This window comes from uncultured Intestinimonas sp., assembly GCF_944387245.1.
Taxonomy (GTDB): Bacteria; Bacillota; Clostridia; order Oscillospirales; family Oscillospiraceae; genus Intestinimonas.
Genome location: NZ_CALXEE010000034.1, coordinates 1 through 21,189 on the forward strand (window position 1 = coordinate 1; position 21,189 = coordinate 21,189).

At 65.1% G+C, this 21,189-nt stretch carries 19 protein-coding genes and 1 tRNA gene; 11 read left to right on the forward strand and 9 right to left on the reverse strand.

The genetic code is table 11. The annotated features are described in order from the left end of the window. Positions 1 to 54 precede the first annotated feature (54 nt). Entirely contained in the window at positions 55 to 768 is a 714-nt protein-coding gene (locus Q0K15_RS06025) for a hypothetical protein (RefSeq protein ID WP_294513809.1), read from the reverse strand. Between the two features lie 173 nt (positions 769 to 941). On the opposite strand from Q0K15_RS06025, the gene Q0K15_RS06030 reads away from it, so the two are divergent. The 5 genes from Q0K15_RS06030 to Q0K15_RS06050 all read left to right on the forward strand — a co-directional run bounded on the left by Q0K15_RS06030 (position 942) and on the right by Q0K15_RS06050 (position 6,836). Continuing rightward, entirely contained in the window at positions 942 to 1,733 is a 792-nt protein-coding gene (locus Q0K15_RS06030; RefSeq protein WP_294513812.1) for a TIGR00282 family metallophosphoesterase, read from the forward strand. Between the two features lie 17 nt (positions 1,734 to 1,750). Further along, on the forward strand, positions 1,751 to 2,851 hold the full coding sequence (locus Q0K15_RS06035; RefSeq protein WP_294513814.1) for a DNA repair exonuclease: 1,101 nt from the start codon (positions 1,751 to 1,753) through the stop codon (positions 2,849 to 2,851). Continuing rightward, positions 2,848 to 5,073 carry an AAA family ATPase gene (locus tag Q0K15_RS06040; RefSeq protein WP_294513817.1) on the forward strand — a complete coding sequence of 742 codons (2,226 nt, stop codon included), beginning with the start codon at positions 2,848 to 2,850 and terminating at the stop codon, positions 5,071 to 5,073. Before Q0K15_RS06035 ends, Q0K15_RS06040 begins: the two co-directional genes overlap by 4 nt. Before the next feature lie 82 nt (positions 5,074 to 5,155). After that, positions 5,156 to 5,785: a signal peptidase I gene (gene lepB, locus Q0K15_RS06045; RefSeq protein WP_365933405.1), complete on the forward strand. Its 630-nt coding sequence runs from the start codon at positions 5,156 to 5,158 to the stop codon at positions 5,783 to 5,785. 28 nt (positions 5,786 to 5,813) lie between these two features. Further along, positions 5,814 to 6,836 carry a D-cysteine desulfhydrase family protein gene (locus Q0K15_RS06050; RefSeq protein WP_294513820.1) on the forward strand — a complete coding sequence of 341 codons (1,023 nt, stop codon included), beginning with the start codon at positions 5,814 to 5,816 and terminating at the stop codon, positions 6,834 to 6,836. A 56-nt stretch (positions 6,837 to 6,892) separates the two neighbouring features. On the opposite strand, the gene Q0K15_RS06055 is transcribed toward Q0K15_RS06050, so the two are convergent. Then, entirely contained in the window at positions 6,893 to 7,759 is an 867-nt protein-coding gene (locus Q0K15_RS06055; protein ID WP_294513821.1) for a hypothetical protein, read from the reverse strand. Between the two features lie 134 nt (positions 7,760 to 7,893). On the opposite strand from Q0K15_RS06055, the gene Q0K15_RS06060 reads away from it, so the two are divergent. From Q0K15_RS06060 to Q0K15_RS06070, 3 genes are all read left to right on the forward strand, one after another. Next, the gene (locus Q0K15_RS06060; RefSeq protein ID WP_294513824.1) at positions 7,894 to 8,976 is read left to right on the forward strand and encodes a PfkB family carbohydrate kinase; all 1,083 of its coding nucleotides are present in this window, start codon (positions 7,894 to 7,896) and stop codon (positions 8,974 to 8,976) included. A 48-nt stretch (positions 8,977 to 9,024) separates the two neighbouring features. Beyond that, complete coding sequence (locus Q0K15_RS06065) at positions 9,025 to 9,945, forward strand: pseudouridine-5'-phosphate glycosidase (RefSeq protein WP_294513826.1); 921 nt, start codon at positions 9,025 to 9,027, stop codon at positions 9,943 to 9,945. A gap of 119 nt (positions 9,946 to 10,064) precedes the next feature. Beyond that, on the forward strand, positions 10,065 to 10,331 hold the full coding sequence (locus Q0K15_RS06070; RefSeq protein ID WP_294513829.1) for a hypothetical protein: 267 nt from the start codon (positions 10,065 to 10,067) through the stop codon (positions 10,329 to 10,331). Positions 10,332 to 10,632: 301 nt separating this feature from the next. On the opposite strand, the gene Q0K15_RS06075 is transcribed toward Q0K15_RS06070, so the two are convergent. The 7 genes from Q0K15_RS06075 to Q0K15_RS06105 all read right to left on the reverse strand — a co-directional run bounded on the left by Q0K15_RS06075 (position 10,633) and on the right by Q0K15_RS06105 (position 18,121). After that, entirely contained in the window at positions 10,633 to 11,955 is a 1,323-nt protein-coding gene (locus Q0K15_RS06075) for an S-layer homology domain-containing protein (RefSeq protein WP_294513831.1), read from the reverse strand. A 541-nt stretch (positions 11,956 to 12,496) separates the two neighbouring features. Continuing rightward, a tRNA-Val gene (locus Q0K15_RS06080) sits at positions 12,497 to 12,573 on the reverse strand. Between the two features lie 78 nt (positions 12,574 to 12,651). Further along, positions 12,652 to 14,115, reverse strand: a complete 1,464-nt coding sequence (locus Q0K15_RS06085; protein ID WP_294513832.1) for an S-layer homology domain-containing protein — start codon at positions 14,113 to 14,115, stop codon at positions 12,652 to 12,654. 35 nt (positions 14,116 to 14,150) lie between these two features. Further along, the gene (locus Q0K15_RS06090; protein WP_294513834.1) at positions 14,151 to 14,720 is read right to left on the reverse strand and encodes an isochorismatase family protein; all 570 of its coding nucleotides are present in this window, start codon (positions 14,718 to 14,720) and stop codon (positions 14,151 to 14,153) included. Between the two features lie 30 nt (positions 14,721 to 14,750). Next, positions 14,751 to 15,344, reverse strand: coding sequence for a TetR/AcrR family transcriptional regulator C-terminal domain-containing protein (locus Q0K15_RS06095; RefSeq protein ID WP_294513838.1), 594 nt, complete (start codon positions 15,342 to 15,344; stop codon positions 14,751 to 14,753). Between the two features lie 259 nt (positions 15,345 to 15,603). Further along, the gene (locus Q0K15_RS06100) at positions 15,604 to 16,971 is read right to left on the reverse strand and encodes an MATE family efflux transporter (RefSeq protein WP_294513840.1); all 1,368 of its coding nucleotides are present in this window, start codon (positions 16,969 to 16,971) and stop codon (positions 15,604 to 15,606) included. A gap of 16 nt (positions 16,972 to 16,987) precedes the next feature. Beyond that, positions 16,988 to 18,121, reverse strand: a complete 1,134-nt coding sequence (locus Q0K15_RS06105) for a cysteine desulfurase family protein (protein WP_294513846.1) — start codon at positions 18,119 to 18,121, stop codon at positions 16,988 to 16,990. Positions 18,122 to 18,388: 267 nt separating this feature from the next. On the opposite strand from Q0K15_RS06105, the gene Q0K15_RS06110 reads away from it, so the two are divergent. From Q0K15_RS06110 to Q0K15_RS06120, 3 genes are all read left to right on the forward strand, one after another. Next, a complete protein-coding gene (locus tag Q0K15_RS06110) occupies positions 18,389 to 19,771 on the forward strand; it encodes a rubredoxin (RefSeq protein ID WP_294513849.1) in 1,383 nt (460 codons plus the stop codon). A gap of 76 nt (positions 19,772 to 19,847) precedes the next feature. After that, positions 19,848 to 20,621 carry a threonine/serine exporter family protein gene (locus tag Q0K15_RS06115; RefSeq protein WP_294513851.1) on the forward strand — a complete coding sequence of 258 codons (774 nt, stop codon included), beginning with the start codon at positions 19,848 to 19,850 and terminating at the stop codon, positions 20,619 to 20,621. Between the two features lie 13 nt (positions 20,622 to 20,634). Continuing rightward, the gene (locus Q0K15_RS06120; RefSeq protein WP_365933413.1) at positions 20,635 to 21,084 is read left to right on the forward strand and encodes a threonine/serine exporter family protein; all 450 of its coding nucleotides are present in this window, start codon (positions 20,635 to 20,637) and stop codon (positions 21,082 to 21,084) included. Positions 21,085 to 21,189: the final 105 nt, after the last annotated feature.

The window sequence follows — 21,189 nt, forward strand, 5'->3', positions numbered from 1 at the left end:
GACCTTCCCCCTTCCAGGGGGAAGGTTTATCGGACGGCTGACAGCCGCCGTCTTTTATTGCAGGGCCAGACGGAAGGAGACGGTGAGGCCGTCCACCCCCAGAGGGGTAACCTGGTATTCGGTCATGCTGCCCAGGGGGATGAGGGAAATGGTGGTATTGGCGCCGTCGGAGGAGATGGCCGCCTTCTCAAAGTCAGGGCAGCTCCCGGGGACCGCACCCATGGGGGTGCTCATGGGATACTCCAGCCCCCCCTCCCGGAGAAAGTCGTGGAGCCAGTCGTCGCCGCCGATCTCACCGCTGGAGAGGACCGTATTCTCCAGCTTGAGCACCAGGGCCCCGGCATCGGACCAGTAGTCCACGGTGCCGGCGGGGAGGGCCTCCTCCGTCTCCTGGAAGGCGGTGACGTCGGCCTCGTTGGGCAGCGGGGCCAGGGTGACGGTGAGGCCGTCCTCATCTGCCTGAACAGCATACACCACCAGGGCCCCGCCGGTGCCGGAGGCCCGGCCGAAGGAGGAGCCGGTGTCCAGGGCCGTCCAGCCCGGGTCCGCCGGGGTCTCGGCGGGCAGCTCCGTCTCCGCCGCGGCGGCGGTCTCCGTGGGCGTCGGAGTGGGCGTGGCCGCAGGCGTGGGTGAGGGCGACGGGGCGGCCTGGACGGTCTCCGCCGGCGGCGAGGAGACGGGGGCGGTTGTGGCGGCGGGGGAGCCGCCGCACCCGGCCAGGAGCAGCAGTCCGGCGCACAGAAGGGGTAGGGAGACACGTTCCGTCATGGGCAAAACCTCCTTTTCTTTCCACCAGTATACCGTGGGCCGCCCGGCCGGTCAAGCCCGGGAAAAGGGGGGCGGCTCACGTTGCCAGGACGGGGGATTTGGTATATAATATTGCCCGCGCCCCACGGGCCCTATCCCCGTGGGCGGTCCTTTTTTTGAGGAGGAGAAAAACGATGATTCTGAATCTTCTGGCCATCGGCGACGTGGTGGGAGAGCCCGGCCTGGCCTTTCTGGAAGACAACCTGCCCCGGCTGAAAAAGCGCCACAACGTCCACTTTACCGTGGTCAACGGGGAGAACGTCTCCGGGGTGGGGGTGCTGCCCCGGCAGGCCAAGGCCCTCTACGCCGCCGGCGCCGACGTGGTCACCCTGGGCAACCACACCTGGAACCGCATCCAGATCAAGGACCTGCTGGACGAGGTGCCCTGGCTGCTCCGCCCCGCCAACTACACCAACCGGGTCCCCGGCCGGGGCCTGGGCGTCTATGAGGGTCCCCAGGGCCTGCGCATTGCCGTCATGAACCTCATCGGCCGGTGCGAGATGGACCCCAATTTCGATAACCCCTTTACTGTGGCAAACCGCCTCCTGCGGGACGTGGACGCCGAGATCAAGGTGGTGGACTTCCACGCCGAGGCCACCAGCGAGAAGGGGGCCATGGGCTGGTATCTGGACGGCCGGGTCCAGGCGGTGTGGGGTACCCACACCCACGTGCCCACCGCCGACGGCCGGGTGCTGCCCAAGGGCACCGGTTTCCTCACCGACCTGGGCATGACCGGCCCCGCCGACTCGGTGCTGGGCATGAAGAGCAGCCAGGCCATCAACCGCTTTTTGGGCGGGCTCCCCATGCGCTTTGAGCCCGCTGAGGGCCCCTGCAAGCTGGAGGGAGCCGTCTTTGCCATTGACACCGCCACCGGCCGCTGCCAGTCGGTCACACGCATCGACGTTGGCGAGCACGAGACCTGGTAGACCGAAAGGAGCCACCCATGCTGCACATCCTCCACGGGGCCGACCTCCATCTGGACGCCCCCTTTACCGGCCTGAGCGCCGAACAGGCCCGGCAGCGCCGCTCCGAGCTGCGGGAGCTGCCCCGCCGCCTGGCCGAGCTGGCCCGGGAGCGGGGGGCCGACCTGGTCCTCCTCTCCGGGGACCTCTTTGACGGCTCCGACCCCTACGCGGAGACCGCCCAGGCCCTGGCCCGGGCCCTGGGGCAGACCGGCTGCCCCGTCTTGATCGCCCCGGGCAACCACGACCCCTATGGGCCCCGGTCCCCCTACGCCCTCCTGTCCTGGCCGGAGAACGTCCACATCTTCCGGACCGCCGCCATGGAGGCCGTGCCCATGCCCAAGCTGGGCTGCACCGTCTGGGGATGTGCCTTCACCGGCGTGAGCCGGGAGGACTCCCCCCTGGACGGCTTTGCCGCCCCCCGGGACGGGGACGTCCACATCGGCATCCTCCACGCCGACGTGGAGGGCAAGGGGCGCTACGCCCCGCTGCCGGAGAGCGATATCGCCGCCTCCGGCCTCACCTACCTGGCCCTGGGCCACATCCACGCCTGCTCCGGCCTCCAGCGGGCCGGGGAGACCGCTTGGGCCTACCCCGGCTGCCCTGAGGGCCGGGGCTTTGACGAGCTGGGGGAGAAGGGCTGTCTCTGGGTGACGGTGGACGGGGCCTCGGTGGAGGCGGAGTTCCTCCCCCTGGCCAGACGCCGCTACCGGCTGGTGGAGGCCGACCTCTCCGGGGCGGACCGCCCCGGGGACGCCCTCCTCTCCGCCCTCCCCGCCGACGCCGGAGACGACATCCTCCGGGTGGTGCTCACCGGGGAGAGCGACGTGGAGGGGCTGGACCTCACGCCCCTGAAGGCCCTGGCCGAGACCAAGTGCTGGAGCGCCCAGGTACTGGACCGCACCACCGTCCGCCGGGACCTGTGGAGCCGGGCGGAGGAGGACACCCTCACCGGCCTCTTCCTGCGGCAGATGCGGCTGCGGTTGGAGGGGGCGGCGGACGAGGACGAGCGGGGACGGCTGGAGGAGGCCGTCCGGTTCGGCCTGGCCGCCCTGGAGCACAGAGAGGAGCCCATGGCATGATCATCAAGAAAATGACGGCCACCTTCGGCAAGCTGGAGGGGGCCGTGCTGGAACTGAAGGGGGGACTCAACATCCTCCAGCTCCCCAACGAGGGGGGCAAATCCACCTGGTGCGCCTTTCTGCGGGCCATGTTCTACGGCATCCCCACCCGGGAGCGGGACACCCGCACCACCCTGGCCGAGAAGAACCGGTATGCCCCCTGGTCGGGCTCCCCCATGGCGGGGGAGGTCCTCCTCACCTGGGGAGGGCGGGATATTCTGATCCGGCGCTTTGCCAAGGGGGCCTCCCCCTTCAGTGGCTTTGAGGCGGTGGACGCCGCCACCGGCGAGGCCGTCCCCGGCCTCACCGGGGAGAACTGCGGCGAGGTGCTGCTGGGCGTCAGCCGGGAGGTGTGGCAGCGCAGCGCCTTCGTGGGCCAGTCCGGCCTGGGGGTGGACGCCGACCCGGATCTGGAGCGGCGCATCGCCGCCCTGGTGTCCTCCGGGGAGGAGGACGTCTCCTTCTCCGAGACGGAGCAGACCCTGAAGGGCTGGCTCAACCGCCGCAAACACAACAAAACCGGGCTCATCCCCCAGCTGGAGGAGGAGCTCTCCGCTCTGGAGGGGGACAGGAGCGCCGCTGTCCAGAACCAGCGGCGGCTGCGGGAGGCCCAGGTCCAGTCCCAGGCCCTGGAGAGTCGGAAAGAGGAGCTGGAGTCCGAACAGAACGCCCAGCGGGCCCGGCGGGACTGGGCGGTGCTGGAGCAGTACAGCTCTGCCGTGAAGGAGCTGCGGAAGGCCCAGGAGGCCCTGGCCGCCCTGGAGGGGGAGCATCTCCCCAGCCGGGAGGAGCTGCGGAAGGCCCAGGGGGACCTGACCTACTATAACACCCTGGCCCTCAGCATCAAGGAGGCCAAGGGCCAGCGGGAGCCGGTGCGGGCCCAGGTGGAGGCGGCGGAGACCGCCGCCGTGGACCCCCTCTTCCCCGGCCTCAACCCGGACGAGGCCTGGAAGCAGGCCAGCGGCGACGCCGCCCAGGTCCGGGACCTGGAGAAGTCCGGCGCCGCCGGCTTCACCGGAGCGGGGGTGGTCTGCCTTCTGGCCGCCGCCGGCTTTGCGGCGGCGGCGGTGCTGCTGGAGATGATCCCCTTCTTCGCCGCCGCCGGCGGCTTCGTCGTGGCCGGAGCCATCTTTCTGCTCACCGCCCGCCGGACCGCCGCCAAACGGCGGGAGGAGCGGGCCGAATTGCTGGACCGGTACGGCGCTCAGTTCCCCGACGACATCCTGGAGAAGGCCAACGCCTTTCGGGAGAAGTGGACGGCGGCGGAGGAGGCCCGGCGGGCCGCCGGGCAGCTGGAGCAGTCCATCCGGGACCTGGAGGACCAGAGGGCTGAGCTGTGGCAGGAGCTGCTGACCTTCGTCCACGGCTTCGCCCCCGAGGTCACCGACGCCTTCGGGGTGTCGGCGGCCCTGTCCCGGGGCCTCTCCCGGGAGGAGCGGCTCGCCACCGCCCGGGTGAAGGTGGAGGGTGCCCAGAAGCTGGTGGACTCCCTCCCCGCCCCCACGGTGGAGAACAACGTGATCCTGGAGCGGGTCCAGCGCACCGGAGAGACCGATTGCCCTGAGCCGCCGCCGGTGGCGCACAGCCCCCAGCAGACCGCCGCCGCCCTGTCGGCGGTGACGGGGGAGCTCCAGCGGGTGCGGGAGGCCCTCTCCCACGCCCAGGGCCAGCGCGCCGCCCTGGGGGACCCGGAGGAGCTGGAGCACCGGCAGGAGGAGCTCCGGGAGGAGCTGGGCCGGCGGCGGGGGGAGTACTCCGCCCTGGAGACGGCCCTGGAGGTCCTCCGGGAGGCCAACAGCGCCCTTCAGTCCCGGTTCTCACCCCGGCTCAACCAGCGGGCGGGGGAGCTCTTCTCCGCCCTCACCGGCGGAAAGTACCAGGAGGTCACCCTCACCCGGGAGCTGGAGGCCTCGGCCCGGGAGGCGGGGGCGGTGCTGCCCCGGCGGGCCATCACCCTGTCCCAGGGCACGGTGGACCAGCTCTACCTGGCGGTGCGCCTGGCGGTGTGCGAGCTGGCCCTGCCGGCGGAGGACCCCTCCCCCCTGGTGCTGGACGACGCCCTCACTGACTTCGACGACGGCCGCATGGCCCTGGCCCTGGACTGTCTGAAAGACCTTTCACAGGAGCGGCAGATCCTCCTCTTCACCTGCCACGGCCGGGAAAAGGCCAGCCTGGAGGGGTGAGCGTCTCCCGTCCTTTCCCTTGCAATCCCCCCCTTGAAGGGGTATAATGACGATAATTATTTTGATTTGGAGTTGATCCCACTTGTCCGAGGAACGGAAGCTGGACCCGGCCCAGGAGCCGGAGGAGGAACAGGAGGAGGGCGTCAAGCTCTCCGACGGCGACGCCATGAAGGTGGACATGTATTTCTGGCTCCAGGCCCTGGTGATGGCCCTGGTGGGCCTCATCCTGGTCTTTACCTTCGTGGGGCGCATCATCGGGGTGGACGGCGAGTCCATGATGCCCACCCTCCACAACAAGGACATGCTCCTGCTCCAGTCCATCGGCTACGAGCCCGACCAGGGCGACGTGGTGGTGCTGAGCAAGAACACCTTCCGGGACGGCGCCCCCATCGTCAAGCGCATCATCGCCGTGGGCGGCCAGACCGTGGACATCGATTATGATACCAACACCGTCTACGTGGACGGCGTGGCCCTGGACGAGCCCTATATCCTGGAGCCCATGCGGGAGCTGCCCGAGGAGTACGCCACCCATGTAGAGGTGCCCGAGGGCTGCGTCTTTGTCATGGGCGACAACCGCAACAACTCCACCGACGGCCGTTCCCCCAACATCGGGGTGGTGGACGAGCGGTGCATCCTGGGCCGGGCCCTCTTCGTGCTCCTGCCCTTCCAGGACGCCGGAGTGGTGGAGTCCGTCTCCCGGCCCAGAGCCTGAACCCATATTTTTAACCGGGGGTGTTTTTATGGAAATCAAAAAGCTCATCGCGGAACACGAGCGGCTGCATCTGACGCCGCTGCCCACGCCCCTGGAGTTTGCCCCCAACCTGACCGCCCTGCTGGGGGGACCCAGGATCTACATCAAGCGGGATGACCTCACTGCCCTGGCCTTCGGGGGGAACAAGACCCGGAAGCTGGAGTTCCTGCTGCCCAAGGCGGCAGCGGAGGGGGCGGACACCGTCATCACCCTGGGCGGTCTCCAGTCCAACTGGGTGCGGCAGACTGTGGCCGCCGCCCGGAAGCTGGGCATGGAGGCGGTGGTGGTGCTGGAGGGGGAGCCCCCCCAGGGGGACCTCCAGGGCAACCTGCTGCTGGACCACCTGATGGGGGCCGAGCTGCGCTACGAGCCCAACGTGCCCCAGGACGTGGAGGACCTGGAGATCCAGGGGGTCTTCCCCATCACCGGGAAGATCGCCGAGGAGTACCGGGCCAAGGGCCGGCACCCTGTGCTCATGCCTCTGGGGGGCGCCACCCCCGTGGGCAACCTGGGCTACATCAACGCCGTGGACGAACTCAATGACCAGCTCAAGGAGCTGGGGATCAAGGCGGACTATGTCATCGCCGCCACCGGCACCGGCGGCACCCAAGCCGGCATCGAGTGCGGCCTGCGCCTGGCCGGCATGGACACCAGGATGCTGGGCATCAGCGTCAGCTACCACACCCGGCCCAAGGAGGAGGAGATCGCCGAGCTGTGCAACGCCACCATGGACTTTCTGGACTGTGGGGAGCGGTTCACCGCCGACCAGATCTCCGTCAACTACGACTACATCGGCGCTGGCTACGGCGCCGTCACCGACGCCGCCCTGGAGGCGGTGTCCATGGCCGCCCGCACCGAGGGCCTCATCCTCTGCCACACCTACGCCGGCAAGGCCTTTGCCGGCATGGTGGACCTCATCCGCAAGGGGGTCCTCACCAAGGAGGACACCGTGGTCTTTTTCCACACCGGCGGCGGTGTGGCCAACTTCGCCCACCCGGAGCTCTTCCGGTAATAAGACAAAAAGTTCCCCCTGCTTGATGGCAGGGGGAACTTTTTTGCAGAAAGAGGTCAGGCGATCATCTCCGCGCCTACGGTGTAGGTCCAGGTGCCGTCTTCCCCACGCCGGCCTACGCAGTCGCCGAAGAAGTAGGCCCCCAGGCCGGAGCGCCACTTCTGGGCAGAAAAGGCCACCAGCTCCGGCAGCTCCTCCCCCGGCCCCAGGGCGGGCAGGTTCCAAACCGCATCCTCGTCCACGTCGATGGAGAAGTGGACCCCGTCCTCCCACCAGCAGAGGGCCAGGGAGTCGTCATACCCCTCCGCCGGCTGGGTGGTGGGGGTGAAGTAGCCCTCCTCCCACAGCTCCTCCAGGGTGCCGGTGACGGGGCTGACGCCGTGGGCACTGGCGAAAGCCCAGGCGATGGCCGACCGCTCCCCCTCGGTGAGGCCGGGGACCTCCGACAGGTCCACCCCCACCTGGGTGATGCCGCCGTTGAGACCGTCGTCCACGGCCCACAGGTCCTCCAGCACCCGGAGCCACAGGGCGCACCGGCCGTCCCCCTCCTCCACCACGGTGAGACTGTAGCTCACCCCGGGCTGGGCGGGGTAGGTCTCCATGATGTAGCCGTTGAAGGAGAGCTCCACCGTCATGCCGTCCCGGAGGGCGGTGCAGTCGGTCTCAGCCCCGTCCAGCCACACGGGCAGGTCCTTCGCGTTCACAGTGTAGACGTCATAGGCCTCCTCCCCCGCCAGCAGCAGCTCCCCCGTCTCCGCCCCGTCCACGATGGTGGCGGTGAGGCAGCTGGGCTCCTCGCCCTGGGCCGGGCTGGGCAGCTCCACGGACGGAGAGACAGCGGGGATGGCGGTTTCCCGGGGTTCCCCGCCGCAGCCGGTGAGCAGCACGCAGGGGAGCAATAGGACAAACAGATGGCGTTTCATCGAGATCCCCTCCTTTTTGGTACGCTTTTAGACGAGAGATGGGAAAAATCGTTCCCGCCCCCTTGACTTTTCCGTGAAAGCAGGTATCATAAACATATGACGAAAAACTAAAGAAAAGTTTAGGAGGTTATGCCATGACCCAGCGGGAAGCACAGATCCTCCAGTGGATTCGGGAAAACCCCATGATCTCCCAGCAGGAGCTGGCGGACCGGGCGGGGATCACCCGGTCGTCGGTGGCGGTCCACATCTCCAACCTGATGAAGAAGGGCTACATCGGCGGAAAGGGCTACATCGTCCGCGACCAGGCCTACGCCGTGGTGGTGGGGGGCGTGAACATGGACATCGGCGGCACCCCTTTTGCCCCCCTGGTGGGGCAGGACTCCAACCCGGGCAAAGTGACCATGAGCCTGGGGGGCGTGGGCCGGAACATTGCCCACAACATGGCCCTGCTGGATATGGACGTGCGGCTCCTCACCGCCCTGGGGGACGACATGAACGCCCAGAAGATTACCACCTCCTGCATCGAGCTGGGGATCGACCTGGCCCCCTCCCTCCAGGTCCCCGGCGGCACCACCTCCACCTACCTCTTCCTCAACGATGAGAAGGGGGACATGGCCCTGGCGGTGTCCGACATGGCCATCTATGAGCACCTGACCCCCCGGTACCTAGCCACCAAGGAGGCCCTGCTGAACAACGCCCGGCTGGTGGTGGCCGACACCAACATTCCAGCGGAGAGCCTCCAATGGCTGGCGGAGAACTGCAAAGCGCCGGTCTTTGTGGACCCGGTGTCCACCGCCAAGTCGGTGAAGGTGAAGCCGGTGCTGGGCAAGCTCCACACCCTCAAGCCCAACCGCATCGAGGCCGAGCTCCTCTCCGGGGTGGCCATCACCGACGACGCCAGCCTGGCCGCCGCGGCGGACGCCCTGCTGGAGACGGGCCTCCACCGGGTCTTTATCAGCCTGGGGGCGGACGGCGTCTACGCCGCCGACCACCTGGGGGGACGGGAGAAGGTGTCCTGCCTCCCCGCCCAAATGGTGAATACCACCGGCTGCGGGGACGCCTTCATGGCTGCCCTGGCCTGGGGCTGGCTGGAGGGCCTGGGGCTCCGGGAGGCCGCCCTGGCCGGTGAGGCCGCCTCCGCCATCTCCATGGAGGGCAAGGAGACCATCAACCCCGACCTGAGCGTGGACGCCCTGCGCAAGCGGGCCGGCCTTTGAGCAGCGTGTACAACAAACATTGATATCATACATATGGAGGTAACGATCATGTCTCTCAACAAGTATCTGGACGTCTCCCCTGAAGTGGCCGAGGCCGTCGCCGCCGGCAAGCCCGTGGTGGCTCTGGAGTCCACCATCATCTCCCACGGCATGCCCTATCCCCAGAACGTAGAGACCGCTCTGAAGGTGGAGTCCATCATCCGGGAAAACGGCGCTGTGCCCGCCACCATCGCCATTCTGGGCGGCCGTCTGAAGGCCGGCCTCTCCCCTGAGGAGATCGAGTATCTGGGCAAGAAGGGCCACGAGGTCACCAAGGCCAGCCGCCGCGACCTGGCGGTGCTGGTGTCCAAGGGTGCCGACGGCGCCACCACCGTCACCACCACCATGATGATCGCCTATATGGCGGGCATCCGCATCTTCGCCACCGGCGGCATCGGCGGCGTCCACCGGGGCGCCGAGACCACCATGGACATCTCCGCCGACCTGGAGGAGCTGGCCCAGACCCCTGTCATGGTGGTGTGCGCCGGCGCCAAGTCCATCCTGGATCTGGGCCTCACCCTGGAGTACCTGGAGACCCACGGTGTGCCCGTCATCGGCTACGGCACCAAGGAGCTGCCCGCCTTCTATACCCGCAAGAGCGGCTTCTCCGTGGACTATGAGCTGGACAGCCCCGCCGAGCTGGCCGCCGCCTTCAAGGCCAGCCAGGACATGGGTCTCAAGGGCGGCATGCTGGTGACCAATCCCATCCCCGAGGAGTACTCCATGGACCCCGCCGTCATCAACAAGGCCATCGACGAGGCCATTGCCGAGGCCAACGCCCAGGGCATCCACGGCAAGGAGAGCACCCCCTTCCTGCTGGCCAAGGTGAAGGAGCTCACCGGCGGCGACAGCCTGGATTCCAACATCCAGCTGGTGTTTAACAACGCCCGTCTGGCCGCCAAGACCGCCGCGGAGCTGTGCAAGCTGTAAGCAAAAGCAGAACGTAGCATAAAAATAATCCCCCGTCCGGCCTGCGCCGGACGGGGGATTGGACTTTTGGGGCGGACTGTGGTATGATGGTGCCACCAAACAGGAGAGGGCGGAGGATCGTGGGCAAAAAGAAGAAGCTGGGAGCGCCCCGGGAGGCGTACAACCCCTACTACGGAAAATTCAAGGACGAGTCCCAGATGGCTAAGAAGCCCTTTTTTACCTGGATCTTTGTCATTCCGGGGGTGGTCATTGGCCTGCTGGTGGGGCTCCGGGTCCAGAATGTGGGGCTGGGGGTCATCTTCGGCGCCATCATGGGCATCGCCATCGGCACCCTTCTGGACAAACGGCTGGAGAAGCGGAAAGAGGAGCAGGAAGGGCGGGAGTGACGCCTGCTGTAACGGAAAGAAATACAAGAATGGATAGATAAAAACGGCGGCGCAGTGGCCTGCCACTACGCCGGGGCCCTTTAAAGAAGCGCGGGAGGACGACGGCCCATGTATACAGCCGCAGCGATCTGTTGAGGTAAAAAAATCCGCCAACAGACATACCAAGGACAAGACTGCCGCATATAAAAGCCCGGGCTATGGATGTTGTAGCCCGGGCCTTCTGTATTTTTAGCAGGGCCGCTTAGATGGTCTGTCAATGTTTCTTCGGTGAAACACGGAATGTGTATTTTGTAGGAGTAGATTATTGCTGTACGCTAAATAGCTCCACATAATAATATCTCCCGTCTGTTCCTTCTGCAACACCCACACCAATATAATTATATTTGCTGTTGAGCATTATTTTGTGATGCGCGTCAGACTGAATCCAATTATTGATAGCCCTGTTAGCATCTAGACTTGAAGTGGCAGCCAAAATTTCTGCGGACCCAATGGGGTCTCCACCATTGGGTCGAGTATGGCTAAATGAAATCGTACATTCATCTGCTCGAATTGCAGCCCCGCTCATTAATCGCTCACTTACTTTCAGTTCACCAAGCCCGTTTCTTGCTCTTTCTTCATTGGTAAGCTGAATCATCTTATCTATAATCTCGGCATATTCTCCCCAATCCACATTAGGAGAATCAGGGTCAGTAGGTTCCGCCTCGTCGCCCTTGACGGTAATGGTAACCGTGCCACGGAACCCATCAGAACCGACAGCTGTAATGGTTGCCGTGCCAGCCTTCAGGCCCTCCACGCCGTAGCAGACCTCATCCTGGGAAATCGAGTTCTCCCGGTAGATTCTCGCCATAGAGGGGTCGGAACAGGTCACGGTGTAGGTGACACCGACCTTCACATTCGCGCCGTAAGGTTCAGATCCAATGGCGATGAATGCCAGGCCGCCCACATCAATGCTGTCGCCAGGATACAGCGGGGGCGCATTGATAACCCGGAAGATGGTCTCATAGTCCGCCTCCTCAGGGTCCACCTGGGTCCCCTCCCCCATCTTGTCAAACCGCATAAGCATAGCTGCTGCCTGAGCGCGGGTGGTGACGACAGCGGGGGAGACGGTGGTGCTGGTGGTACCGGACACGATACCGTGAGTGACCGCCCAGGCCATGGCGTCCACGGCATAGGAGGAAATGGAACTCCGGTCGGCAAACTGATTGAGTACCGTGCTGCCGGTGCTGGTGTCTCGGCCGGTATGCCTGGCAAAGTTATAGAGCATGGAGGCAAACTGCTCTCGGGTGATGTCGGCGTCCGGGTTGGTGCCGTCACTGATGCCGTTCTTCACCGCCCAATCCTGGCCGCTCTTATACCAGGGCTGGCTGGGGGCGGAAGTGCCGGTGTAGTTGTCCATACGGGACAGAACCGTCCAGAGCATGGCGCGGGTCATGGTGTAGTCCGGGGAAAAGGTGTCCACGCCGGTGCCGGAGAAGTACCCCTTATCTACGGCGTAGTCGACAGACTCATAGGCCCAGTGTCCCTGGGGAACATCGGTGAATGTCTGCCCGGCGGCTGAGGCCGGACCCATCAGCCCCGCGCACAAAGCGGCGGCTGATACCAGAGCCAGCAACTGTTTCTTCATCCCTTGTTTCCTCCTGTGTTAGATGAATTTGCTGCTCCGGTGAATGCCCTGGGCGGAGAGTGCTCCCCGCTCAGGGTGTCCGCCGGAAACATAAAAGCGGCGTCGAGTTATGTACTCAACACCGCCTTGATTCCTCCATGCGAAGCACAGGGCGATCAACCTATCCCCCTTTGAAAGGTCCGGCAAAATAGATATCGTGACCCCGTGGTGCAACATATGTCGCTGTGCTGAGTGCTGTATTCACTCGCATGGGAGTATGGCGGGCGGCTGCCCGTCATACCCTGCCCGCAATGATGTTTTCACCCCTATTGTACCTTTTGCGATTTGGAATTTCAAGGACCCGCCGGAAAGAATTCTGAGAGGAATATACTTTATTATTGAATGTGCACCCTCAAAACGAAGCTTTTTCCGTTTGGAGGGTGTACGTTCCATTTTGATGCCTCAATCATGGGCTTCATGCGAAAAGGGTAAAAATAAGGCTAAAAACCTGTTTTGGGCAAAACAAAATCCCCCGAAGCCTTGCGGCTTCGGGGGATTGATCTGGTGGACGATACAGGACTTGAACCTGTGACCTCCCGCACGTCAAGCGGATGCTCATACCAGCTGAGCTAATCGTCCAGACAGCGTAGATTATATTACCACACCTCTGGACAAGTGTCAAGCCCTCTGAAGAAAAAACTGAAAAAATCTTTGAGATCAGCCGCCCATGTAGGAGAAGTGCATGTAGTCGTGGTAGCCGTAGGAGATGTCGGAGTCCCACTCCCAGGCGTCGCCACCCCAGCTCCAGCCGTGCTCGGCAAAAATACGGACCACGGAGCTGTCGGGGCCGATGGAGTAGGGGTCAGTACCCGGGGTCCAGTGACTCCCGGCCAGTACCTGGCCGTCCCGGATCTGGCAGTTCTCATTGGAGTTGATGTCGATGGCGGTGCCGCAGTTGTGTTCGCCGGTGGCGGTATCGCCCCGCCAGGAGTAGCCGCCGATGTCGTGCATGGGGAACTGCTCCGGGTCGTTGTAGATCTCGGTAAAGATCTCCGTCACGTCCTGGGCCAGAGCGGCGTGGATGGTGAGGGACATGGTGGAGGGGGTCTTAACGCCGCCCGAGAGCTTCCAAACCGGCACGGTGATGGTGGTCATGGCGGCTTCGGCCTCCGCCTTGTTGTCAAAGCGGCGCTTGTCCTGGCTGCCGAAGAGGAGGAGATATTTTCTGGGGTTCTCCCCCTGGTACTTCAGCAGGAAGTCCTGAGTCCAGTAGTCGTCATAGCTGGCCTCGCCCCGGTCCACCTTCTCCCAGAACTGCGCCTCCTGGATCTCGGCCTGGGTCATAGGGGTGAAGTCCAGGGTGTAGACGTCGCAGGCCGTGCTGATAGAGGTGCCGTAACCGCCGTCATAGTTGTAGTAGCTGGGCTCCACCTGGTAGGCCAGATAGGACAGGGAGTCGCCCACAGAGACGCTCATCTGCTGGTCGGGGAGGATGGACTGGCCAGTGGTGGTATCCACCACCCGGATGGTCACCGTCTTCCGCTCGCCGTAATGCGCCTGGTCCACCAGGTCCAGTACCCGCATGAGCAGCACAGCGCCGTCCGAGCGCTGGATGGTGTCGGCGCAGCCAAAGGAGCCATCAGTGCGGCCGGAGATCACCCCGTGATCGGCCAGAGCGGACACTGCCTCCTGATGGATGGCGTCCATCTGGCTCCAGTCGGTGAAGGAGGCGGCATTTGTCGGCTGCCAGCCGTAGACGCCTGCATTTTCGGGCAGGGCCCGGGAGAGAAGGATGGCGGCGTCCTGACGGGACACGGGGTTGGAGAGACTGCCGCCCTGGAGGAAAGGCAGCGGATCGCCGCTTTCCAGGTAGCCGGCGTTCAGAGCCGCCTGGAGCCCTGCCTGATCCCAGGCCAGACCGGAGTTCAGAGCGGCGGTGTATTTGCCGGAGGCAAAGGTGCGGGCGAATATGGTGAGAAACTGCCCCCAGCTCAGGGTGCCGGAGGGGTCGATGCGGCCGCCGCCCACACCCTGGATGATACCCAGATCAGCGGCCTGGGTCATGTCATCATAGGCCCAGTGGGAGATGGGCAGGTCGGTGTAGGACTGTGCGGAGGCGGCGGCAGGGAGGATAAGAAGAGCAGCCAGGGCAAGGGCACAGACGCGTTTCCAGATCCTCATGATTTCTCTCTCTCTTTTCTTTTTTTATTTTTGGCTTACTTCAGAGCCTTGGACACGGTTTTGAAAGCGGGGGTGCCGGAGACCTTCAGCAGATCGAAGGCGGCGCCCTCGGCGGTGAGGACGCAGGCGCCCATTCGGTCCATGAGGGAGAGGCCGTTCTGATAATTGTAGGGGGAGCGGGAGCAGATGGCGTCTCCGATGGGGAAAACCTTGTAATCCTGCTCCAGCAGGCTGCGGACCGTCTGATAGACGCACACATGGGTCTCGGTGCCGCAGACCATGACGCTGTGCCGGCCCAACTCCTCCAGCACCGGCAGCAGGCCGTCCCGGGCGGCGTCAAAGGAGGCCTTCTCCAACATGCGGACGTCCGGGGGCAGCAGCCCGGCCACCTCCGGCACGGTGGGCCCCAGACCCTTGGGGTACTGCTCTGTGACCACCACGGGGATGTTCAGGGCCTGGGCGGCGGTGAGGAGAATGCCGGTGTTCCGGCAGACACGGGCCTGCTCCTCCATGGCGACCATGAGCTTGGTCTGGGCGTCGATGATGAGGAGGACGGCGTCCTCCGCATCCAGGTGGAAACGGGTAAGCGAGTTGGTTCGATCCATAAGCATGTCCTTTCCGGGGCGTTGCCCCTTTTATGTCTGTCCGGATGGTACGGGCGGTTCGGACTGGGCGTCCTCCTCAAAGGGACCCAGCTCGTCAATGGTATGCTTGGCCAGGCGGACCAGAATGTGCCGCAGCTGGCTCAGGTACTCCTCCGGCGGGATCTGCGCCCCCTCGGTGAGCCAGCGGATGATGGAGATGAGGATGGCGTCGCTGAAAAAGGTGACGTAGAAGTCCACATGCTCCACGCCGTCAAAGATGTCCTGTGCAAAGAAGGCCATGACGGGGGCGATGGCCTGCCCAAAATACTCCCGAAAGGAGTTTTGGCCGGAGATGAGCAGTGCGCTGCGGTAGAAGGCCTGTTCCCGGTAAAAATAGGCGCACATGTCTGCCAGGAGGCCCCAGCCGCTGTGGTAGGCCTCCGGGTGGATAGACTGAAGAAACTCGGAGTCGAAGATCCAGTTCACCAGATCGTATTTGTCCCGAAAGTGGTAGTAAAAGCTCTTCCGGCTCATGTTGCAGGCCTGACAGATGTCGCCCACGCTGATCTTAGAGAAGGGCTCCGCGCGCATCAATTCCTTCATGGCCTGTGCCAGGGCACGCTTTGTGATGTTGGAGTCCGGCATGACATCACCTCCCGGCGCGGCAGCCGCGCCTTTGGCCGTGACCCGACCCGGACGGCTGCGTTTGCCCACCGTCCTTGGGTGATCCTGCGCCCGGCGGCACAGGGAGTGCACCGCCGGAAATGCAAAAGTAAAAGATTGGAAAACAGCTGTTTAAATAAAATAATTGGACAAATGTCCCGCAAATCAGCTGAGGGGCCATGGTCCAACAGAGATTATTATAGCAGTCCGGTGGGCTTTTTTCAACCCGGAATGGATTCCCTCAGGCCCGGGTGATATCGTTGATCCACACCCGGGAGCGGAAGCGGCGCACACCGGCGCCGAATTTGGTGACCTGCTCCATGGTGATGCCCACATAGACCCAGAAGATGCCCCACTGGAGGACCAGGCCGAAGAGAGCGGCCAGGGGCAGGGCCACGCACCAGAGGGGGAGGATGTCGATGCGCATGGCGGCCCGGACGTCGCCGCCGCCCCGGAGGACCCCGACGGTGTTGTTGCTGTTGAAGGCCCGGAGGGCCAAAAAGACGCCGGTGAAGGTGAGCATCATGGTGGCGGTGCGGGCGGCGGTGTCGGAGAGGAGGAAGCGGGGGTAGACGGCCCAGGGCAGCACCCACCAGGCCGCAGCTGCCAGCCCGAGGCCGATGACGCCGCCGGCCAGCAGGGCCAGGGTGTCCATGGCGGCCCCCACCTGGTAGACCGACTCCTTTCCCCGGCCGGCGCCGATCTCCCGGCCCACGATGATGGCGGTAGTGCCGCTGATGGCGAAGATGACTACGGTGCAGATGTCCTCGATGTTGCCGGCCAGGGCCCGGGCGGCCAGAATCTCGGTGCTCCCCTCCATGTGGCCCATGACCACCTTATAAAGGGAGGTGCCCAGGCCCCAGAGGGTCTCGTTGACCACCACCGGGCCGGAGTAGCGCAGGAAGCGCCACAGCAGTTCTGTGCCCGGCCGGAGGGCCAGCCCCGGCCGCAGGCGGAAGCGGCGGTTGGTGAGGGCGTACACCGCCATGACCAGGAACTCCACCACCCGGGAGAGAAGGGTGGCCGTGGCGGCGCCGGTGACCCCCAGCTGGGGAGCGCCCAGGTTGCCGAAGATGAGTACCCAGTTGAGAAAGGTGTTGGTACACATGGAGATGGAGAAAATGATGAGCCCCAGCCGGGGGTGTTCCATGCTCCTGTGGGCCCCCACATAGACGCCGGTGATGCTGTTGAGGATGTACGAGGGCCCCACGATGCGGGCGTAGCCCGCCGCCAGCTCCGCCAGGGCGGGGTCGTTGGTGAGCAGCCCCATGAGCTGCCGTGGGAAGCCGCTCATGGCCAGGGCAAAGAGGACCGAGATGGCGCCGGCCACATAGCAGCCCACGCCCAGGACCCGGTTGATGCTGTCGGTGTCCCCCTTGCCCCAATACTGGCTGATGAGGACGGAGGAGCCGCTCTGGAGGCCAAAGATCACCAGTTGGATGACAAAGACGGGGATGTTGGCCAGGGTCACCGCCGCCAGGGGGGCCTCCCCCAGGGCGCCCACCATAAAGGTGTCCACCAGCCCCAGGGAGGTGGTGATGAGGTTTTGGGCTACGATGGGCAGGGCCAGGGTCACCACGTCCCGGTAAAAGGCCCTGCCCCGCCGCATATGGGCCAGCACGGCCTTACCGGGCGGAGACCCGGGCGGAGGTGATCTCCACCAGGGCCCGGACCAGGGCGTCGGCCTCCTCGGAGGTGCTCTCCGGCGAGAAGGACACCCGCAGCGCCCCCAGCAGCTCCACCTTGGGGCGGCCGGTGGCGGCAAAGACATGGCTGGGCTTGCCCCGGTGGCAGGCTGAGCCGGAGGAGACGCAAATGCCCCGGTCGCTGAGCTCACGCACCAGCATCTCGCTGGGGTAGCCCGGCAGGGAGACGGCACAGATGTGGGGGGCGTCCCCGGGACTCACCACCACACCCTGGGGCAGGGCGGCGGCAAAGGAGTCCAAAAAGTGATTTTTGGTATCTTCGATCCGCTTTGTATATGCCTCCCGGTGCTCCATCCAGGCCTGGCAGGCGGCGGCCAGGGCGGCGATCTGGGCGGTGGGCTCGGTGCCGGGACGCATACCGCTCTCCTGCCCGCCGCCCAGCAGAAGCGGCTTCAGCTTCAGGCCACGGCGAATATACTGGGCGCCGATGCCCTTGGGTGCACGGACCTTGTGACCGCTGATGGTGAGCAGGTCCACCCCCAGGTCCTTGGGGGTAAAGGGCACCTTCAGAAAGGCCTGGACGGCGTCGGTGTGGAGGAGGGCGGGGCTGCCGGAGGCACGGATGGCCTCCGCGGCCTCCTTCACGGGAAGGATGGTGCCCAGCTCGTTGTTTACCAGCATCATGGATACCAGCACCGTGTCAGGCCGCAGGGCGGCGGACAGGTCCTTGAGGTCGATGCGGCCCCACCGGTCGGGGCGCAGGTAGGTCACCTCATAGCCCTGATTGGCCAGGGCCCGGATGGGCTCCAGCACGGCGGAGTGCTCGATGGCGGTGGTGATGATGTGGCGGCCCTTCCGCTTGCCGTACTCCACCGCGGCCCGGATGGCCCAGTTGTCCCCCTCGGTGCCGCAGGAGGTGAAGAAGAGCTCCTCCGGCAGGCAGCCCACCGCCGACGCCACCACGCTCCGGTCGGCCTGAAGCCGCTCCGCCGCCGCCGCGCCGTGGGCGTATCGGGAGGAGGGGTTCCCAAAGCCCTCCGTCATGACGGCCATGGCGGCCCGGGCCGCCTCGGGGCACACCCTTGTGGTGGCCGCGTTGTCCAGATAGATCATGTGCTCCTGCGCTCCTTCTCATGTCCCCAAATGAATGGTTTTCGGGCCGGAAAACGGTGTGTCCGGCCCGCAGATAAACAATATTCTACCGCCGCTGGAGAAAACCGTCAAGAGGTGGCGGAATGGGGCCGGTAAAGGGCGGGTTTTTGGTGGATTTGCGGTGGGATAACGGTTGACAGACCGGCTCAGGGAAGATATACTAAATTCCGACGGAATTACAAGGATTTACAGGGCGGGCTGCCCCCGCCCGGGAAAGGAAGGACAGACATGAGCGCAATCAAGCTCCGGGAAAACATTTGGTCTGTGGGCATCCAGAACCCCGCCCTTCGGGTGTTCGACATTGTGATGGAGTCCAAGTACGGCACCACCTACAACGCCTACCTGGTCACCGGCGGGGAAAAGACCGCCCTCATCGAGGCCGTCCACAAGGATTACTTCGACGAGCTGGTGCGGAATGTGGAGGAGGTCATGCCCATCGAGAAGGTGGACTACCTCATCATGAACCACACCGAGCCCGACCACTCCGGCGGTGTCCGTGCCCTGCTGGACCGCTGCCCCAACCTGACGGTGCTGTGCTCCGCCTCGGCCAAAAAGTTCCTGAGCGCCATCTCCAACGAGGAGTTCCCCTGCCGGGTGGTAAAGAATGGGGACACCCTGGACCTGGGCGGCAAGACCCTTACCTTCATCTCCGCACCCCTGCTCCACTGGCCCGACTCCATGTTCACCTGGGACGAGGCGGACAAGACCCTCTTCACCTGCGACTTCCTGGGCGCTCACTTCTGTGAGCCCTCCATGGTGGACACCGGCATCCACGCCGTGTACCGCCGGGCCTACGAGGGGGAGCTGCGCTACTACTTTGACTGCATCTTCGGGCCCTTCAAGCCCGCCGTGCTGGACGGCCTGGACAAGATGCCCGCCGAGGCCGAGCTGGTGTGCACCAGCCACGGCCCCTGCCTCACCACCGCCACCCTGGACCAGGTGAAGGAGTGCTACCGCCAGTGGGCCACCCCCTCCCCCCGGCCCGCGGTCAAGACCGCCGCGGTGCTCTACTGCTCCGCCTATGGCTGCACCGCCTCCCTGGCCAAGGCCGCCGCCCAAGCCCTCGCCGACGACGGCTGCCAGGTCACCACCGTGGACCTGGTGGACCCCCAGGGCGCCGACGTGGCCGGTCTGGTGAACGGCTGTGACATCGTTCTCTTCGGTGCTCCCACAATTAACCGCTCCGCCCCCGAGGCCATTTGGGATGCCGTCCACGCCGTGGACGCCATTAACACCCGGGGCCGGGCCGCCGGCGCCTTCGGTTCCTTCGGCTGGACCGGCGAGGCCGCCGGCATGGTCCACGAGCAGCTCAAGCAGCTGAAGTTTGCCCTGCCCGAGGCCCCCTTCAAGGTCTGCTTCACCCCCACCGAGGACGACCTGGCCGCTGTGGCCGCCTGGGCCCGGTCCGTGGCCGCCCTGGTGAAGGACCCTGCCCCCGCCGCCCCCGCCAAGAGCCAGAAGTACATCTGCAAGCTGTGCGGCTACATCTACGACCCCGCCGCCGGTGACCCGGACCACGGCGTGGCTCCCGGCACCGCCTTTGCCGACGTGCCCAGCCTGTGGACCTGCCCCCTGTGCGGCATGGACAAGGCCATGTTTAAACCCCTTTAAGGCTCGGGATATAGAACCGAAAACCGGAGACGCCCTGACAGCGTCTCCGGTTTTTTCGGCGTAAGGGAGGAACACCATGAAGGAGCGAGATGACCGCCTGGTGCTGGACGCGGCAGCTCTGGCGGGGGAGATCCTGCTGGAGAGCGGCGCTGAGATCTTCCGGGTGGAGGACACCATCTACCGCATCGCGGCGGCCTACGGCGTGGAGGAGGCCGAGGCCTTCGTCCTCAGCAGCGGCATCTTCCTCACCTCCGAGGGGGAGGGCCGCAAGACCTTTGCCCGGGTCAAGCACATCCCCCTGGTGGGGGCCCGGCTGGACCGGGTGAGCGCCGTGAACCAGCTCTCCCGGGAGATCGAGCAGGGGCTCCACACCCCGGAGGAGGCCATGGAACGGCTCAAGGCCATCCGGGCCATGCCCCGGCTGCCCGCCTGGCTCCAGGTCCTGGCCTCGGGGGTGGGCAGCGGCTGCTTCTGTGTCCTCTTCGGCGGGGACTGGGCCGACGCCCTGACGGCGGCGGCTGCCGGCCTCCTCCTCTACATTTACCTTCTCTTTGTGGTAAAGGGGCGGCTCTCCAAGATCGCCACCAACATCACCGGCGGAGCCCTGGTGACCCTGATCTGCGTCCTCCTCTACGGCGCCGGACTGGGCCATCACCTGGACATGATGATCATCGGGTCCATCATCCCGCTGGTGCCCGGGGTGGCCTTCACCAACGGCATCCGGGACATCGCCGACGAGGACTACATTGCCGGGTCGGTGCGGCTGCTGGACGTGCTGCTGGTCACCTTCTGCATCGCCTTCGGGGTGGGGGCCGTCATGGCCTGCTACCACACCCTCACCGGGCTGTAAGGGGGTGACGGCTGTGTTGGAATGGATCGCCCAGGTCCTCTCGGCGGCGGTGGGTACCGCCGCCTTTGCCCTCCTCTTCAGCGTACCCCCCAGCTGCTACCTCCGCTGCGGCGTCATCGGCGGCCTGGGGTGGCTGTGCTACCTGGCTCTGGACCGGCTGGGGCTGGGGACCATCGTCTCCATCTTCGCCGCTACCGCCCTGGTGGTGTTCTGCTCCCGGTACTCGGCGGTGCGCCGCCGGTGCCCCGTCACCCTCTTCCTCATCCCCGGCATTTTTCCCCTGGTGCCCGGCGCCGGCATCTACTGGACGGCCTATTATGTGGTCACCGATCAGCTGGACCTGGCCGCCCGGAAGGGTTTTTCCACCCTGAAGGCGGCGGTGGCCATCGTGCTGGGCATCCTGCTGGTCTTTGAGCTGCCCCAGGGCCTCTTCCGCGCCCTGGCACAGCGGAGAGGGAAATAAAAAAGCGTGTGGACACTGGTCCACACGCTTCAGCCTGTCGAGAAACCCGGCATATGCGTCAAGCATAAGCCGGGTTTCTTGTGTATAGCTGCCAAAGAAGGATAA

Excerpts from the sequence above, each read along its gene's own strand:
- Q0K15_RS06035 (WP_294513814.1), top strand. The coding sequence starts at position 1,751 with ATGCTGCACATCCTCCACGGGGCCGACCTCCATCTGGACGCCCCCTTT.
- Q0K15_RS06110 (WP_294513849.1), top strand. The coding sequence starts at position 18,389 with ATGAGCGCAATCAAGCTCCGGGAAAACATTTGGTCTGTGGGCATCCAG.
- Q0K15_RS06065 (WP_294513826.1), top strand. The coding sequence starts at position 9,025 with ATGTCTCTCAACAAGTATCTGGACGTCTCCCCTGAAGTGGCCGAGGCC.
- Q0K15_RS06095 (WP_294513838.1), bottom strand. The coding sequence starts at position 15,344 with ATGCCGGACTCCAACATCACAAAGCGTGCCCTGGCACAGGCCATGAAG.
- Q0K15_RS06025 (WP_294513809.1), bottom strand. The coding sequence starts at position 768 with ATGACGGAACGTGTCTCCCTACCCCTTCTGTGCGCCGGACTGCTGCTC.
- Q0K15_RS06040 (WP_294513817.1), top strand. The coding sequence starts at position 2,848 with ATGATCATCAAGAAAATGACGGCCACCTTCGGCAAGCTGGAGGGGGCC.
- Q0K15_RS06115 (WP_294513851.1), top strand. The coding sequence starts at position 19,848 with ATGAAGGAGCGAGATGACCGCCTGGTGCTGGACGCGGCAGCTCTGGCG.
- Q0K15_RS06075 (WP_294513831.1), bottom strand. The coding sequence starts at position 11,955 with ATGAAGAAACAGTTGCTGGCTCTGGTATCAGCCGCCGCTTTGTGCGCG.
- Q0K15_RS06105 (WP_294513846.1), bottom strand. The coding sequence starts at position 18,121 with ATGATCTATCTGGACAACGCGGCCACCACAAGGGTGTGCCCCGAGGCG.
- Q0K15_RS06085 (WP_294513832.1), bottom strand. The coding sequence starts at position 14,115 with ATGAGGATCTGGAAACGCGTCTGTGCCCTTGCCCTGGCTGCTCTTCTT.
- Q0K15_RS06060 (WP_294513824.1), top strand. The coding sequence starts at position 7,894 with ATGACCCAGCGGGAAGCACAGATCCTCCAGTGGATTCGGGAAAACCCC.
- Q0K15_RS06090 (WP_294513834.1), bottom strand. The coding sequence starts at position 14,720 with ATGGATCGAACCAACTCGCTTACCCGTTTCCACCTGGATGCGGAGGAC.
- Q0K15_RS06050 (WP_294513820.1), top strand. The coding sequence starts at position 5,814 with ATGGAAATCAAAAAGCTCATCGCGGAACACGAGCGGCTGCATCTGACG.
- Q0K15_RS06030 (WP_294513812.1), top strand. The coding sequence starts at position 942 with ATGATTCTGAATCTTCTGGCCATCGGCGACGTGGTGGGAGAGCCCGGC.
- Q0K15_RS06055 (WP_294513821.1), bottom strand. The coding sequence starts at position 7,759 with ATGAAACGCCATCTGTTTGTCCTATTGCTCCCCTGCGTGCTGCTCACC.
- Q0K15_RS06100 (WP_294513840.1), bottom strand. The coding sequence starts at position 16,971 with ATGCGGCGGGGCAGGGCCTTTTACCGGGACGTGGTGACCCTGGCCCTG.